General features: G+C 67.8%; 11 protein-coding genes, 1 tRNA gene and 1 pseudogene. 2 read left to right on the forward strand and 11 right to left on the reverse strand.

Annotated features, from left to right (window positions below; translation table 11 throughout):
* Nucleotides 1–252: 252 nt before the first annotated feature.
* From ABH928_RS02705 to ABH928_RS02755, 11 genes are all read right to left on the reverse strand, one after another.
* Nucleotides 253–927 carry a LuxR C-terminal-related transcriptional regulator gene (locus ABH928_RS02705; RefSeq protein WP_370061473.1) on the reverse strand — a complete coding sequence of 225 codons (675 nt, stop codon included), beginning with the start codon at nucleotides 925–927 and terminating at the stop codon, nucleotides 253–255.
* Between the two features lie 231 nt (nucleotides 928–1,158).
* Nucleotides 1,159–1,231: transfer RNA gene (locus ABH928_RS02710), tRNA-Thr, on the reverse strand.
* A gap of 192 nt (nucleotides 1,232–1,423) precedes the next feature.
* On the reverse strand, nucleotides 1,424–2,821 hold the full coding sequence (mycP, locus tag ABH928_RS02715) for a type VII secretion-associated serine protease mycosin (RefSeq protein WP_370061475.1): 1,398 nt from the start codon (nucleotides 2,819–2,821) through the stop codon (nucleotides 1,424–1,426).
* 37 nt (nucleotides 2,822–2,858) lie between these two features.
* Nucleotides 2,859–4,379: a WXG100 family type VII secretion target gene (locus tag ABH928_RS02720; RefSeq protein ID WP_370061477.1), complete on the reverse strand. Its 1,521-nt coding sequence runs from the start codon at nucleotides 4,377–4,379 to the stop codon at nucleotides 2,859–2,861.
* Between the two features lie 35 nt (nucleotides 4,380–4,414).
* A complete protein-coding gene (locus ABH928_RS02725) occupies nucleotides 4,415–4,846 on the reverse strand; it encodes a hypothetical protein (RefSeq protein WP_370061479.1) in 432 nt (143 codons plus the stop codon).
* A gap of 458 nt (nucleotides 4,847–5,304) precedes the next feature.
* Nucleotides 5,305–5,931 carry a hypothetical protein gene (locus ABH928_RS02730; RefSeq protein ID WP_370061481.1) on the reverse strand — a complete coding sequence of 209 codons (627 nt, stop codon included), beginning with the start codon at nucleotides 5,929–5,931 and terminating at the stop codon, nucleotides 5,305–5,307.
* Nucleotides 5,932–5,939: 8 nt separating this feature from the next.
* A complete protein-coding gene (locus tag ABH928_RS02735) occupies nucleotides 5,940–8,129 on the reverse strand; it encodes a hypothetical protein (protein WP_370061483.1) in 2,190 nt (729 codons plus the stop codon).
* Between the two features lie 14 nt (nucleotides 8,130–8,143).
* Entirely contained in the window at nucleotides 8,144–8,536 is a 393-nt protein-coding gene (locus tag ABH928_RS02740; RefSeq protein WP_370061485.1) for a hypothetical protein, read from the reverse strand.
* A 273-nt stretch (nucleotides 8,537–8,809) separates the two neighbouring features.
* On the reverse strand, nucleotides 8,810–9,892 hold the full coding sequence (locus ABH928_RS02745) for a hypothetical protein (protein WP_370061487.1): 1,083 nt from the start codon (nucleotides 9,890–9,892) through the stop codon (nucleotides 8,810–8,812).
* 211 nt (nucleotides 9,893–10,103) lie between these two features.
* Entirely contained in the window at nucleotides 10,104–11,237 is a 1,134-nt protein-coding gene (locus tag ABH928_RS02750; RefSeq protein WP_370061489.1) for a hypothetical protein, read from the reverse strand.
* A gap of 149 nt (nucleotides 11,238–11,386) precedes the next feature.
* A complete protein-coding gene (locus tag ABH928_RS02755) occupies nucleotides 11,387–13,228 on the reverse strand; it encodes a hypothetical protein (protein ID WP_370061491.1) in 1,842 nt (613 codons plus the stop codon).
* Between the two features lie 200 nt (nucleotides 13,229–13,428).
* On the opposite strand from ABH928_RS02755, the pseudogene ABH928_RS02760 reads away from it, so the two are divergent.
* Together ABH928_RS02760 and ABH928_RS02765 are read left to right on the forward strand one after the other, a co-directional pair.
* Nucleotides 13,429–13,734, forward strand: a pseudogene (locus ABH928_RS02760) (SAM-dependent methyltransferase); the annotation flags it as partial.
* Between the two features lie 74 nt (nucleotides 13,735–13,808).
* Nucleotides 13,809–14,780, forward strand: a complete 972-nt coding sequence (locus ABH928_RS02765) for a hypothetical protein (protein ID WP_370061493.1) — start codon at nucleotides 13,809–13,811, stop codon at nucleotides 14,778–14,780.
* The last annotated feature ends 98 nt before the right edge of the window (nucleotides 14,781–14,878 follow it).

Raw genomic sequence — 14,878 nt, forward strand, 5'->3', positions numbered from 1 at the left:
CCACTGCGCCTGCTTCGCTCTTGGTGAGTCGGTCGCAACATAATCAAACATAACTCAGCAGTAGTCAACAGGAGATGGCGAGCCGAGTCGCACCAGCGAACAGCAGATACCACGGATGGGTCACGTGAGCAGGGAGCTTGTTCGGATCTGTTCGGTTACGGTCGACCGCGTCACCCGCTCAGCGGGCGTGCGGGGTAGGTCCGCTCAGCGGGTGCACCGGATTCGCTCAGCAGGCGTGCAGGGTCCGCACGCTCAACGCGTGGCGCGGCCGACCCGCTCCAGCAGCCCCGTCCGCGCGGCCACCGCAGCGGCCTCCAGGCGCGTCCGCGCACCCAGCTTCACCAGGACGCGCTGCACGTGCGTGCGGGCCGTGCTGGGCGCGATCTGCATGCTGTCGGCGATCTGCTGCGTGTCCTGCCCCTCGGCGATCCGCGCCAGCACCTCGGCCTCGCGCCGGGTCAGCAGTCGCAGCAGCCGGACCGCCTCGTCGTCCGACTCGACGGCGGGGCGCAGCAGTTGGTCGAAGGAAGCGCGAAGCAGCTCCGGCGACACGGCCGCCTCCCCCGCGCGAACGCGACTCAACGCCCGCTCCACGACGTCGATCCGCTCGTCCTGGCGCACATATCCCGCCGCGCCCGCGGCGAAGGCGGAGGCCACGCCGGCCAGGTGGTCCGCTGTGCCCATCACCACCACGGCCACCTCGGGCCGCTCCTGCCTGATCCGCCGCACGACGTCGAACGCGGCCGGATCCTCCGGCTGCGAGACGCCGAGCAGGCAGGCCTCCGGCCTGCGGTTGACCACCAGGTCGGCGGCCACGCCGGTCGGAGTCCCCACGGCCAGCACGCGATGCCCGCGCAGTTGCAGCGCAGCCGCGAGCGCCTCGGCCAGCAACCTGTGGTCGTCGACGACCACCAGCCGAACACCCACAGCGCCTCCGCCTCCCCCAGGCACGTCTTGTGACGCACCATCACAACGCATTCCGCCTACGAAGCGCCACACGCCCGCGCTCGTTCGCGCCCGTTCGCGCTCATTCGCGCTCGTTCGCGCTCGTTCGGGGGATCGCCGGACGTTTTGCCCCCAGCCCCCACAACCCTCCGCGCCCGCTGCGGGAACGCCGAAGGCCCGTGTCCACGATACGGACACGGGCCTTCTTTGCAGAGCCCCCATGCGGAATCGAACCGCAGACCTTCTCCTTACCATGGAGACGCTCTACCGACTGAGCTATAGGGGCGAACGAGGAAGACCATACCTGGTCAGAGGCCCTGATAGGAAATCCGCGCGAGCGGGTCGCCATGCATGCACACAGCGTCACAGCGACCACAGGCGTCGGCGGACCTCAGCATCGAGCCCACCATGTCCTTGGCCACGTCACATGGCTGCGGACAGGGTGGGCTCGCTCACCCCGGCGATCAGTGATGGAGTGTCACTGCGGCGGGTTGTTTCCGTAGGGGTCCGGCAGGTTTCCGTACGGCGCGTTGGGGCTCTGCGCGCCCGGCCCGCCCTGGTTCGGGTAGCCGACCGGGCCCTGACCCTGTGGGTTGCCCTGCGGCTGGTAGCCCGGCGCCGGATACCCGTACTGCCCCGAGCCACCGGCCGGTCCGGCACCCGGAGGCGGCGGCCCGTTCCGGTCGCCCTTCTTCCTACGCCGCATCAGCGCGAACGCGGCACCGCCACCGCCGAGGACGACCACGGCGGCGCCGACGCCGATGTACAGGCCGGTGTTGCTGCCTCCGCTGCTGCTCCCGCCGGACGCGACGGGCGGAGCGCTGGCCTTGCCGGACGCAGGCGCCGACGGCTTGGCCGACGGCGAGCCGGACGCGGACGCGGGGATCAGCGGGTTCACATCCGCCGGGCCGGGGTCACCGGGGTTCGTCAGCGCGATGCGGGGACGGACGACGCCGTACCCGAAGTGCGGATCCCGCTTCCCGTTGCCATCAGCGGTGTTGATCAGCACGCGCATGACCTGATCGGCAGTCCAGGTGGGATGCGCGGACCAGACGAGTGCAGCGGATCCAGAGGTGATCGCCGTGGCATCACTGGTCCCGTGAGACTCGCAGTAGCCAGTAGGGCCAGGACAGGCGTCGTACATGTCCCAGCCCGGTGCTGTGATCGCAACCTGCGGGCCGTACTCCGACTCTTTCGTCACCTGCGCTTGCTCATTGATCGCAGCTACACCAAGCACCCCGGAGTATCCGGCCGGGTAGTCGACCGGGTCGCCGGCAGCGCCGTCGTTGCCCACGCCGACAACTAGCAGCTTCCCCTTCGACTCGGCGTAGGCGACCGCAGCCTTGACGGCAGGAGCGTCCACTGGCTGCCCCTGGGAAAGGTTGATGATCTGCGCGTTGGAGTCGGCCGCATAGTTGATCGCAGCGGCGAGCTGCGCCGAGTAGTCCGCCGAGAAGGTCGCTTCATTAGTTCCTTGGCCTACAACGCGAAGAGGCAGGATCTTGACCCCGGGGGCCAGCCCTTGCGCGCCTTGGCCACCGCCGTTCTTCGCTGTCCCGGCGATGAGCGAAGCCATCTGGGTCCCGTGGCCATCCTTATCCACGTCCGTGTCAGCACCACCCGGCAACGCCGAGAAGTTCTTCCCCGGAAGAACCTGGCCCACGAGGTCGGGAAGGTCGGCCTGCACGCCACTGTCGATCAGCGCGACGGTGATTCCAGAACCCGTGGTCTCCTGCCACATGGTGGCGGCCTGCATGGGGCCGAGCCACCACTCCTCGGCCTTGATGCTCGTAGCAAACGCTGGTTGGGCCGCTGTGCTCAGCCCAAGTGCCAACGCGCTGGCTGCAGCCAGCGCAGCGACCCAACCCCGTGCCATCGACTTGTTCCCTTTCGCCGAGCGATCGGTTGGAGGACTACTCGATCACGGCCGGGTTCGACTGCCCCTTAGCCGCATTCCAGGTCTCCTCATCCTCGGCAAGATAGCCTGCCCGGCTTCCGCGCTTACGTCCACGGCCCGCCGCGTTGGCCAGACCACCCATTCCGCCGCCGCCCATCATTCCGCCGGACGTCGACGACTCACCCGCAGCCCCGCCTGCAGCGGAACCGCTCCCTTCGGACGCGTACCCGGCTTGCGCCGTGGTCGATCCGCTGACGCCGTCTCCGGCGACAGCCGACTCGGACGAGGCGCCAACCGAACCACTAACGGAGCCACCTAGGCCACGTCCGCCGATTCCGCCACCCACGCCTCCGGACCCGAGCCCGGACTCAGCCATGCCCCCGGAGATCCCACTGTCGCCCTTCAGGCCACCGCTGATCCCGGACTCACCGCCCGAGCCTCCGCCCTCTCCTCCGGCACCAACGCGCCCACTGCCATCGCCAAGGCCGCCGGGTGAGCCGGAACGCCCTGTCCCAGAGCCGCCACCGAGCCGCCCGGTTCCGCCCGATCCGGGCGGCGGCGCGATGACACCACCGCCACCACCGGACGTACCACCGCCCCCGGCACCGCCCGTGGGTCCGCCACCGGGCGTGTGAACGGTCCCGGTTCCGGTTCCTGTGGTGGGCGGATTCACCCCCTGGAGGGTGCTACCGGGGCCGCGTCCGGGCGCTGTTGGCTGACGGGCGACCATGCCGCCACCGTTGTTGCCGTTGTTCGTGGAGCCGGTGACAGAACTCGTCCCAGTCACGGAGCCAGTCCCAGTGACTCGCCTCGTGGTGGTCGTCCCGCCTCCGTTCGGCCCCTGGACATACGTGCTGCCTCCGGTAATTCCGCCTCCCTGAGGCGGCATCACATTCGCTGGCGGCGGCGGGAAGACCGGCTCCGCGTTGAGGTCCATCGTCTGCGTCGCGCCGACGTACGCGCCGCCAAGGCGCTCCATCTGCGTGATGGCTTCCTGATGCGCCTGGTCCACGGCAGTCTGGGCAGCGTACGCCTGAGCCTGGGTGATGCCGCCACCGAATTGCGGTGTCGTGCTGACCGCGGCCGGTGGTTGGACTCGGCCACCGACGACCGTGGGCAGCTGGCCAGGGTTCGCAGTTATCAACTGCTGCCGCTTGTAGGCCGCGATCAGCTCCATCTCCTTCTGCGGGACGGGCGGCATCGCGGCCTTGACGGAGGACAGCGTGGATCCGGCCGTCTGAACGGCCAGGCCCGCGTTGTTGTGGAAGACGGAGAGGTCGTCCGCCGCCTGGACGATCTGACGCGCCCAGGTCTGGAATGACTCCGCCGCTGCGCCGCTCCACTCCAGCTTCGAGAGATGGGTGTTGAGGTCGTCGGCCACAGACTGCACCTGCGTGCTGGCGGTGCTGAGCGTGTCGCCGATCGACTGCACGCTGCTCGGATTCGAATTCGCGACCATGTCGTACAGCTGCTGGTGCGACATGGTCTCGAAGTTCGTGGTCGCGCTCCAGCCGCCACCTGGATCCTCAATCCGCATGATGAGCGCTCCCCTCTGCGCCTGGGACTGCTGCGTCAGAGCCCATGGTGTGCCCCGCCGGTGTTGCCGGTTGTACCGGTCGTGCCCGTGTTGCTACCGGTCTGCGTGACAGCCGGCGGCTGTGCCGCAGCGCTTGCCTGGTCGTGGATCTTCCACAGCAGTGCAATCTGCGTGGCTTCCACGTTCTGGTAGCCCTCCTGAGCGCACTGGACACTGATGACTATGGCGTCGATCATGTTGCTCAGCGTCTGCGAGAGCTGCGTCAACTTGTTGTACGTCTCGTGGTAACGGGCGGTCAGCGCGTCCGCTTCGCCGAATCCCGTGCCGAGATGGTCTGCACCCATGATCTGGGCCGAGATGCTCTTCGCCGACCCCTTGCCAGCCTCAAGGTCCTGAAGTACTTGATCGACCCTGGAGCGGAAGTTTCCGAGTGTCTCCAACTCAGCCGAGGCCTGAGCGCTCGTCATACCTCCAGCCACGGTGTCCCCCTTCCATGTGGCTCTGACAACTGCCGATAACTTTACTCATCGTCTCTGACATCCGTACGGAGGGTCAGCGGGTTCGCATCACACTTATGCCACAGTCTTGGAACCAACCGAAGCAGGCCTTCCGCGGAACGCAAGAGTCCGCGTTTGCTGTTGTAGCCATGAGAGTTGGAGTCCGTCGGCTACTACGTCAGCCCGGCGGCCACCCGGGCGCCGGATGTCCCGCCAGGGACACGCCCGTCCGCTCCGGCCAGCAGTCGCGGGTCAGTCGATCAAGGACGTCCCGCCAGGCATTCTGTCGCAAGGTCACCGTGGCCCGCAGCCTCCACCACAGCCCGCAAGGCCACCCGCGGCCACGACCGAAACCACGGCGGCGCCCCATAGTCGGGACTTCTCCATCCCCCACCATCTCCAATTTCACGACTCCTGAGTCGCTAACCTCAGTACTGTGGTTCAGGCTTCAGCTCGGGGACCGAGGCCGGGAAGTCCAAGTGATTACTGCAGGGGACCTTTGTCGCCGCGACCTTCGCCAGCTTGAGCGCGATGTTCGCGAACCCGTTTCGCGTGGTCTCGGACGTAGAACCATTCGAGTCGACGCCGCCGTTCATGATCGTGACCTGCAGGTCACCGTACGTCGAACCGTTGGGGATTCCGACGCAGCGGAAGTAGAGATCCACTGAAGAGGAATCAGCAACCAGAACAATCCCCTGGGCCAACGTTACGGGCGTGGAAGAAATCGCAGCCTCACTGAGGGCACTACTATTGGCGGCCCCTAGGCCGGCAGAGGCCACGTCCCTTCCATTCCACTTGAAGTAACAGGAATTAAGGCCGAAGTACCCCCCGCCCGGAGAGTTCGAATTCGGCGCCAGGGCGCCGAGACTCACAGTGGTGGCCGTCCCGTCCGGTCCGACCGCCGGGCGAATGTCGTTCTGGTCGAGGATTCCCCAGCAACCGCTCTTCGGCAGCGTGAGCGCCCCCGACTGCCACGGCTTCCACCACAGCCCGACGACCGCCCCAGCAGCCACGACCACGATTGCGGCGATGGCCCCTGCCCGGGTCCGCTTCATATTCAGCCTCACTGACCCTGCGTCGTCGTGCCCGTGCCGTCACCGGCCGAGAAGCCGGACTGCGCTCCGCCTCCCGCCGACTGAGCGATTTCAGTTCCATCCGGGCCCTTGTACCACTGCGTGACTGCCAGCGATGCAGCGTTCTGAGTAGCGACCGAGGCATCGTGGTAAGCGTCCGTGCCCTGCGTGATTGCTTGCGCACTGTTGTCCACCTGATAGCTACTACCCACCGCGTTGATGTAATCCGATACGCCACTGTTGACGTATCCCCCGACCACAGGGATCTTCCCGACAAGCGCACCACCGGTCATGGACCACACAGTGTTGGCGATTCCTGTATTTCGGGAGATCGCCGCATTGTACTGGGCGTCGCTCGCGGCGCTGTTCTGCTGGATTTCCTGGACCCTGGACTGGGCCAGAATGCCGTTGGTAAACGCCCCGCCTTGAGCAAGATTCCTCACCTCACCGTCCAAGTGCGGGTCGTTCGGATGCTGCTGAACGTAGCTCTGGATCTGGGCACCGGTATAAGCGTTCTGCGCCTGGAGCACGACACCGTAGGCGTTTGGATCCCGACCCAGAGCATGAAGCAGTTGAATTGCGTTCGCCCCGTTTACGTTAGCCGCAGTGCCGAACGCCGGCGCGCTGGCGACGGATGGATTCATGGCGTGATCCACATCTCCGATGTAGGAGGCGGTGATGTGGCTGACGCTGTTGTTCAGCTGCGAGAAGTACGCCGTCCCGTGGTCGCCACTGAGTAACGACGGCTTTCCCCCGAACGTGTTCATGACGTTGGTGGCAACTTCGGCCATGCCGGGCGAGTGCTGCGGGATCGGCGTGCCACTGGGAGCGTCGAAGGCCATGCCGGTGGTGGCCGACTGCAGTGCGTCTCCCATTGCGTTGATCTGGTCCGCATGCGCGGCCTTGGCAGCGTCCGGCCCGGGAGCCGTCGAATCTGTGAAGAGCATGACGTTGTTGTCGGTGGGGTTCGTGAGGTAGGCCAGGTTCCCCTGGGTATTGAAGTAGTCCGTCGACGCCTGCGGGCTGCGTCCCAAGCCCAGGAGAACTCCGGTCATCGGGTTGTAACCAGCAGTGGAGTCAAGGAAGTTGAGTCTGTCATTGGTTCCCTGCAACGACTCGTTGACCCAAATGCTCGAGTTCTTCTCGGACATGTTGGTGATGTCCTGGGCCACCGGCAGCAGAAAGTGCTCGTCATACTTGCCGGTCCGCAGGTAATTGCTCAGGATCTGGTAGCCGTAGACCTTGCCCTGTGGGTCGTTCGGGTCGTTCGTGTCCAGCTGCAGTTGTTGCCCGCCGACCTGGCGCAGCTGCGCCTCCCATGTGTCGGTCAGGTGTGGCCAGTTGCCCGTGTTCGTGGCCGTGGCCAGTGACGTGCCGAGTTGGGCCTCTAGGTCTTTCAGCACCGCCACACGGCCAGGATCGTTGGCCGCTCCGTTGCCCGCGCTGCCCCAGGCGAGCTGACCGTAGAAGAGGAGCGACTCCTTGGGGCCGAGGTCCTGATAGAACGCGGTGGTGAAGCGCGGGTCGTTGGCGTTCGCCTTCAACAGCGCGTCCAGCTGGGCGAGCTGGGCATCGGTGAGGTTGTTGCCCTGCGCGGCCAGAGCCGCAGCCTGCTGGGCTTCCTCCTCCGCGATGCCGCCGACCGGCTTGGCGTTGAACGACGTCGTCGAGGAGCCGGTGTCCGCGGCGAGTGCGGAGGCGACTTCGTCGTCGGCATCGCTCGCCGCCTTCACCGCAGCCGCGATGCGGTCGGCGATGGGGCTGGCTATCTCCGAGTAGCTGCTGGCGTAGCCCGGGTCGTGGCGCTCAGCCGGCGTCGAAGGCGGCGGCCAGTGCACACCGCCGTTGTCGTCGACGGTCAGGCCCTGCGCCTGGGCGTCGGTGACCGCCTGCTGAAGGCTCTTCTGCGCCGACGCCAGTTGGTCATGCAGGTCACGTAGCGCGCGAGCCAAGGAGCTGGCCTCGTCGAAGGCGTCGACGATCTGGGTGCGCGTCTGCGTCAGTGTGCCTGCGGCGGCGTCCGCAGCGGGACCCTGCCAGCCGGCACCGGTGAGGGGCCGGATCACGTCGCTCTCGTAGCTCGAGTCGAGATCCCACGTGCGGGTCATCTTCTCGAAGGAGGAGGCGACGGCGTCCACCGTGTCCAGCCTCAGGTTCGCGAGTTGGTCGTAGGTCACCATGGCGCATCCCCCGATTACTGGAGCCGCATGTGGGCGGCGATGTGCTGATCCGTCTCGGCCGTGCCGTTCGCGTTGTCGATGAGGTTCTGGCCGATGGTGCCGAGGGTCGACGCCAGGTTCTGGTACTGCTGCTGCCAGACGCTCCACCCCGTGTTGAGCGCAGCACTGGAGGAGAAACCCATGAGGGCAGTCACGGCATCGGTGACATCGAGTTGAGGAGCCCCGAGCTCGACAGTCACACGGCTGCTGAGAGCCTGCGCCTTGTTCCCGCACGACGCGAGGACAGCGGTGTCCATCTGAACGACACCGGATGCACCGGAACTGGTGGTGATCGCCGCTGGAGTTCCGTTGAGGTCCGGAAACTGCTGCTGAGCTGCCGGTGTCATGTTCCCGGACTTGTCGAACATCCAGGGATTGAGCGCACGATCCAAGTCCCCCATGAGGCCCCCGCCACTTCGTCACGTCGCCATTCCGAAGGCCCGACCGTACCTGGACGAAACAGCGGTGTCATGAAGTTGAGGCAAGTGGTCAAGATCTTTTATGTCGACCAGCCGTCCAATTGACGACAGAGCAGCACCATGCCCATCTGCCACCGACCAGGAAGTTGCGAGTCCCTGAGGACCCGCGCTCCCGCGGCCGGAGAAACCAATCGATATTGAGAAGCTCTCAGGCCCTCGGGATCAGCTGAAGTTCGGCCCGAAGTGGCCGTCGTCGGCGACGTGCTGGATCCAGGCAGCCTTCGCGCCGGGTGAGGAAGCGACGCTTTGGACCGCTGCGAAGCCGCCGAGGAGCACGTCGACGTAGTAGGCGTTGCTCTGGCTTGGCGTGGTGGTCCAACTCCCGTTCAGCTCCTGGCCGGTGCGGATGTCGTCGCAGTGGGCAGAGAGCGAGAGCGGGTAGCTGACCCCGCCCGGGTCGGTGTACCAGTCCGACGCCGTCGCCTGGCCGGGGCCGCTGGGCTCGCACTCGAGGACCTGGCCGCTCGCGGTGGTCCTCGTGAGGATCCCGCGGATCGATCCGTCGAGTTCCGGGAAGACGTAGAAGGTCGTGGCGGAGCCGTCGGCGTTGACCGATTGGGCGTAGTAGTAGCCGTTGTGCGGGGCCGGCACGATCGGCGGAGCGCCGAGTTCGAAGCTGCCGGACTCCGTCTCCTGCTCCGCGCCCCAGTTCGTCACGGTGGTCCTGGTCGTCTCGCCGGGGAAGATGATCCAGCCGTTGACCGTTCCGGTGCCGATCGACTGGTTCCAGAACGAGGTCTGCCCGTCCCAGATCGTCGGATCGGCCAAGCCGCCGACGGGGCCGGAGAACCACAGGTCCGCGACCACACCGAGGCTTACGTTCAGTGTGATGTGGTAGGCGCGGCGAGCCGGATCGTAGACGGCCGATCCCTCCGGGGAGGTGATAGACGGCGGGTTGTCCGAGACCGCGTAGCCCAGCGGTACCGGAACGGGCTCCTCGAACCAGCCGTTGGAACCCTGCAGGGCCTGGTCAGCCGGGGGAACCGACCCGACGACGGCGATCGCGGGAACCGGCGATCCCAGTGCCGGGGTGGTGTTGTAGCTCAGGAACAGCTTCGCGCGGCTGTTCGGGTCCTGGGCGGCGAACCAGACTTCGTTGTCGGCCTGACCGGCCCGGTCGACGATCCCGGACGTGGACCCGATCCCGAAAGCGCTCGGAGGCTCGGCCGCCCACGCCCCGACGGCAGCGAGCAGCGTCGTGGCGAGCGCCGCCGCGAGGGCGCCGATCATGCGACGAACAGGCACTTTCCGTCTCCTCCGATGGACCTAGAGGCTAGGGGAGCAATGGGGACGAGCGACAGGCAAGGCCCCGCACCCCGATGGTGATGACACGTCAAGTATTCATCCTTATGGTTGAGTTGCCGTATGTCGACACCAAGCCGGGGGCGGTGGCCAGCCCGCCACGAAGCCGAGCGCCGACGAAGGGAAGGGCGCTGACGGTCGCCCGGATCGCCGGTCACGGTGTGACGGCGGCGGCTGGGAGGCCGGGCGGTGATCCGTGCACTCGCGTGGACATGAACGCACCCCTGCCGTACGCGCAGGTGCCGGACACGACGGCGGGCCTACCCCCGCGCAGGGCAGCGCGGACGCGGGCGATGCCGCGGGCGGTGACGGACGGGCCGATGGCGACGTCGATGCCGCCGACGGGTGTGCGCGGGACCAGGCCCGCGCAAGCGCGGCAGATGCCTGGTCGCGGGATCGGGACGGCGCATTTGCCGCACTCGGGTGGCCGCCGTTGCGCCGGGGCGGCGAAGCAGGGCCCGGGCGGGCGCTTGCGGGTGAGACGGTTCCGCAGCAGCGCGACCGGGGCGTAGATCGGCGTGGGCAGATCCTGCAGCAGCGCGGCGGCCAGGTCGCGTTCGGTCGCGCCGAGCGCCAACCACTCGGCGACCAGGGGCGCGAGGGCCAGGGCCTCGGGCTCGCCGAGGCGCAGGCGCGGCTCCGGGCACAGGACGCGGAACAGCGTCGCCACGGCCTCGCGGGTCTCCGGCGAGGTGTCCTCCACGCCTGGCGAGGCGGGCACGCCGTCCGCGTCCGCGTCCGCGTCGGCGTCGGCGTCGGCGTCGGCGTCGGCGTCGGCCTCGGACCCAGCGTCAGCGGGAACCGGGAGGGAGGGTGGTTCTTTCTCTCCGTACTTTGTCTCCCGGTTCTTTGAAAGGACGTCAGCGCCGCCGGTGAGTGGTTCACCGGATCCCGACGTTCTGGCATCCGGCTTCCTGCCGTTGCCACCAGGGTTCTTGCCGCCGGGCTTCTTGCCGCTCAATGTCTTGCCGCCACCCGGCCCCGGCAGCGATGACATCTGCGGCCGGTCGAAGACGTGCGACTCGCTGATGATCGTCCCGTCCGGCTGCCGGACCTTGTCGACGCGGTAGTACCCCACGTGCGTCAGCTCGCGCAGCCCCCGCGCGACCGAGCCTCGGCCCGTCGGGCTGTTGTCGGCCATCTGCCGACCGTCCTCACGCCACCGGTCGGGGCGCGAGAGCATGTCGACCAACAGGCCCTTGGCGTTGTACGACATCCTGCGGTCCTGCAACAGGCTGTTGGGAAGGACGGTATAGCCGCTGTTCCAGCGGGTACGATGTACGTGCACGGGAGTTCCTGCTCCTTGTGCCGGACCCCGGGGTGTTAGCCGCACCGCCGGGGTCATCTATTCGGTTGGTGGACTAATGACGCTACCACCCCGCACGGACACCAATCACTGTTTTCTGCATACTTTGTGATCGAACATCAGCGTCTGCGTCAGCGACGCCAGACCACGAATCCCTGGGCCGGGTTCGCCTTGGCGACATGCCAGCCGTGGGGTGCGCGGGACCAGCTCGCCGTCGCAGGGGCGCCACGTCGGGTCGGCAGCACGGCGACGTCCGCCGTCGGCGGGACCGGGGCCCGGGCGAAGTCGACGATCCACATTCGCTCCTGGTAGAGCTCGAACGGCTGCTCACACTTCAGAACCCACGGCAGGCTGTAGCTCATGGCGACCCGGTCGCCGCTGCGCAGGGCCGCCGCGCGGAGAAATCCCGTGGTCAACCAGCGCGGCGCCTGCTGCGGCTCGGAGACCTCCGCGGTGATCACCGTGGTCGCGACCAGCGCGAAGCCGACCAGGAGGACCACGGCGCTGCGGAGCCCTCGGCGGCGTCCGAGCAGGCAGGTGCCCGCCACACAGAGAGCGAACACCACGACTGCGGCGATTGTCGTCCGTGCCAGGTGGAACGCGTGGTCGTCGCCGGCGAGGAAGGAGGAGTCCGGCAGGCCCCACAGCACGAACAAGTCGTGGCGCAGCCGCGTCGCAGCCAGCAGGAACACGCCTCCACCGCACACCCCGATCAGCGCGAGAGTTGCCGCCGCGTACCGGAGCAGCGCCTTGCGCCCGAGACGGTACAGGGCCGCCATACCGACCACGAACAGCGCCGGGGCGAAGATCGAGAGGTACCGGGCGTAGACGTTGTCGTCGAGCCGGTGGTCCTCGGGCAGGGCGGTGGCAGCCGCGCCTGCCACCAGGACCACGGTGGTCAGCAGGACCGCGCTGACCGCACGGTCGGCCGGGGTTGCCCGGCGGCGCGCTGCCACGGCCGCGCACACCACGGCGCCCAGGCCGCCGATCCCCCAGGTCGAGGTGACGAGGTACCAGATCTGGCCCAGCACCCGGCCGGTGCTCCGGCCCAGCAGCGAGGTGTTCAGCAGGCCGTTCAGCGCGAACTGGCCCACGGTCGCAGGAGAGGCGTCGGAGAACCGTTGCTGCAGGTAGGCGGCGAGCACCTCGGCCCCCAACACCCCGACGGCAAGCGCGGCACCGGCGGCAAGCGCGGCCAGCCACGGCACCCAGCGGCGGACCAGGGCCACCAGGAGCACCCCGATGCTGACCACCACCAGCACCACGCCGCGGTCGTGCACCGACATCGCATAGCCCGCCGCGAGCCCGAAGCCCACGCCGCACCGTGCACGTGGTTGGGTCTGACCCCCCGTCAACAACCCGTGCAGGCACAGCAGCCAGGCCAGCACGACCGACGGCAGGACCGACTCGGTCATCGCGAACTGCGAGTAGAAGACCACCGGCGGGAGCAGTCCGACCGTCCCCGCGACGACCAGCGCCGACCGGCGTCCGATCCGCTCCCGCCCGATCCGCCGCAGCGCCGCGTAGGCGAGCGGCACGATCAGCGCGCTGACCACGGCGTTGATGACCAGCACCAGCCGGTAGGCGGCCACCGGGCCGCCCGCAACCGCCAGCGCGGGCGTGATGAGCAGGGGATAGCCGCCCGGGACCACCACCCCCGCCGGACTGGCGGTCACCGTCCCGCCCGCCAGCACGCGGGCGACGACCAGGTACGCCTCCTCGTCCGGGTGCACGCTCGGCGCCGTCTGGTCCCTGACCAGGTACAGCCGGAAAACGACCTCGGCGAGGTAGACCGCCAGGACCATGGCCGCCCAGAAGAGCCGCCGCCGAGCCTCCGGCCGGTCGAGCGCCGACCCGAACCTGCCGAGCATGCCGAGCCTGCCGGAGCCGCCGACTCTCTCGACCCCGACGGGTCGGCGTTGGCGGTTGGCCAACTGCGCGAGTTCCGGTGCCTCGGTGGTCGTGTCAGGCATGCAGGTTCACTTCCGCCAGAAAGGGGCCACAGTTGCGCCGACCGTTCCGGCGCACAGCCCATTCTGCGCTCTGCACAGCAACCCGATAGGCACCTCCGTGATCGGGGTTTCGGATGAACGGAGCTCAATTGCAGGTCAGATATCGATAATCCCCCGGCTCCTTTCCAGACTCTCACCAGAATGAGATGCAAATGGCACTCCCAGGCCATCGAACGTTCACGCATGACCGAGGGTTCGCATCTGCTGACCTCCGCATCTATGACGGGGCACCAGAACCACGCCCGCAGGGCGCATCCCGCGCTGCGGTTCGACGAGGCGCGGATGAAGGCGCTGCCGATCGAGGACGGCGCGCTCGCGCACTACTCGGTGATCCACACCTCGCCGAAAGAACTGCTGTCCTGGGCCGGACTCGTCCCGTTCGCACGCAGCGACTGGTCCACGATCCAGCCTCCGAGCGTGGTTTCCTCGACGCGCACGTGCTGGCCCGCCGCAGCGCCACCACCTGAGACAGCCCCCACATCCTCCACGCTAGAGTGCCAGCAGTGACAGGTGTACATCACGTCAATCACGGGGGATTGCTGTGGCACCAACGCGGAACCCACGTATCTGCAATACGACTGCCGCGCTGAGCTGGGGCGTCGTCTCGGGGCTCGGCTTCGCCGCTGCCCTGCTCTACGAGCAGACGGGCGCGCAGGCAGCGGAGAAGCGGGTGTACCCGCAGGGCGTCCTCTACCTCACGTCCGTCCCGCTGGGCGAACAGATCGCGGGAACTCTCGTGCTGGCAATGGCCGGTGTGGCGCTCGGCATCGTCGTCCTGCTGCTGCGCCGACGGTGCTCGCCGCGGGTCAGGCGGGCTGCCGTGCTGGTCATCATGGTTCCCGCCGCCGCCACCATCCCGCTCTGCTTTTCCAACTTCTCAACTCCGCACGGCAGCCCGCTCTTCGCACTCCTGCTGGCTGCTGGATTCCTCTCCGGGGCCTACGGGTTGGGCGTCCAGCTGATCAAACCGCTCGACCTCGCCCCGGGGGCGGTGAACGCGCTCGGCCTTGCTCTGACGCCGGGGAGCAGCGCGAGCCCGCTGGCGCAGACTCATCAGCAATTGGCCCTGCACATGCTCGCCTTGGCACCACGGGTCAGCTACAGGGCCCGGATCTCCGAGGCGCCTCTGCCCTTCTCGCATGCCGTCTGGCTCGGGCACCTCTACGGGTACGTCTACAGCGGGACCTTCAACCCCGTGATGGGCATGGGGCTTCGCGAGAGCAGCGTGATCGGCTACGAGTTGGTCTTCACGCGCGACGACCGTCCCGACGCCCGCCGTCGCGCCGAATGGATGCGCAGCCCCGCCGCCGACCCCGCCTACCCGCCACCCGTCGCCTGGCACCACAACGGCGGCTTCGGCTTCTGCCCGCCCGGCTGGGACCCGAACGCGCGTCTGATCATCACCCATGAGGTGGCGGCATCCCTGCACAACAGCGACGACCAGCTCATCCGGACGCTCAACCTGCCTCGGAGCGCGGAGAAGCGTCGCTCCGTTCCGAGTCCCCTCCCGTAGAGGGCCTCCCGTCGCGGGTCTCCTCGACGGCACCCGGTGGGAGCCAAACAGGTGCTCCACGCCATGGCGGGTCCCTACGGTGCCGGCGCCCACGGCCC

The organism is Streptacidiphilus sp. MAP5-3, assembly GCF_041262505.1.
Lineage (GTDB): Bacteria > Actinomycetota > Actinomycetes > Streptomycetales > Streptomycetaceae > Streptacidiphilus.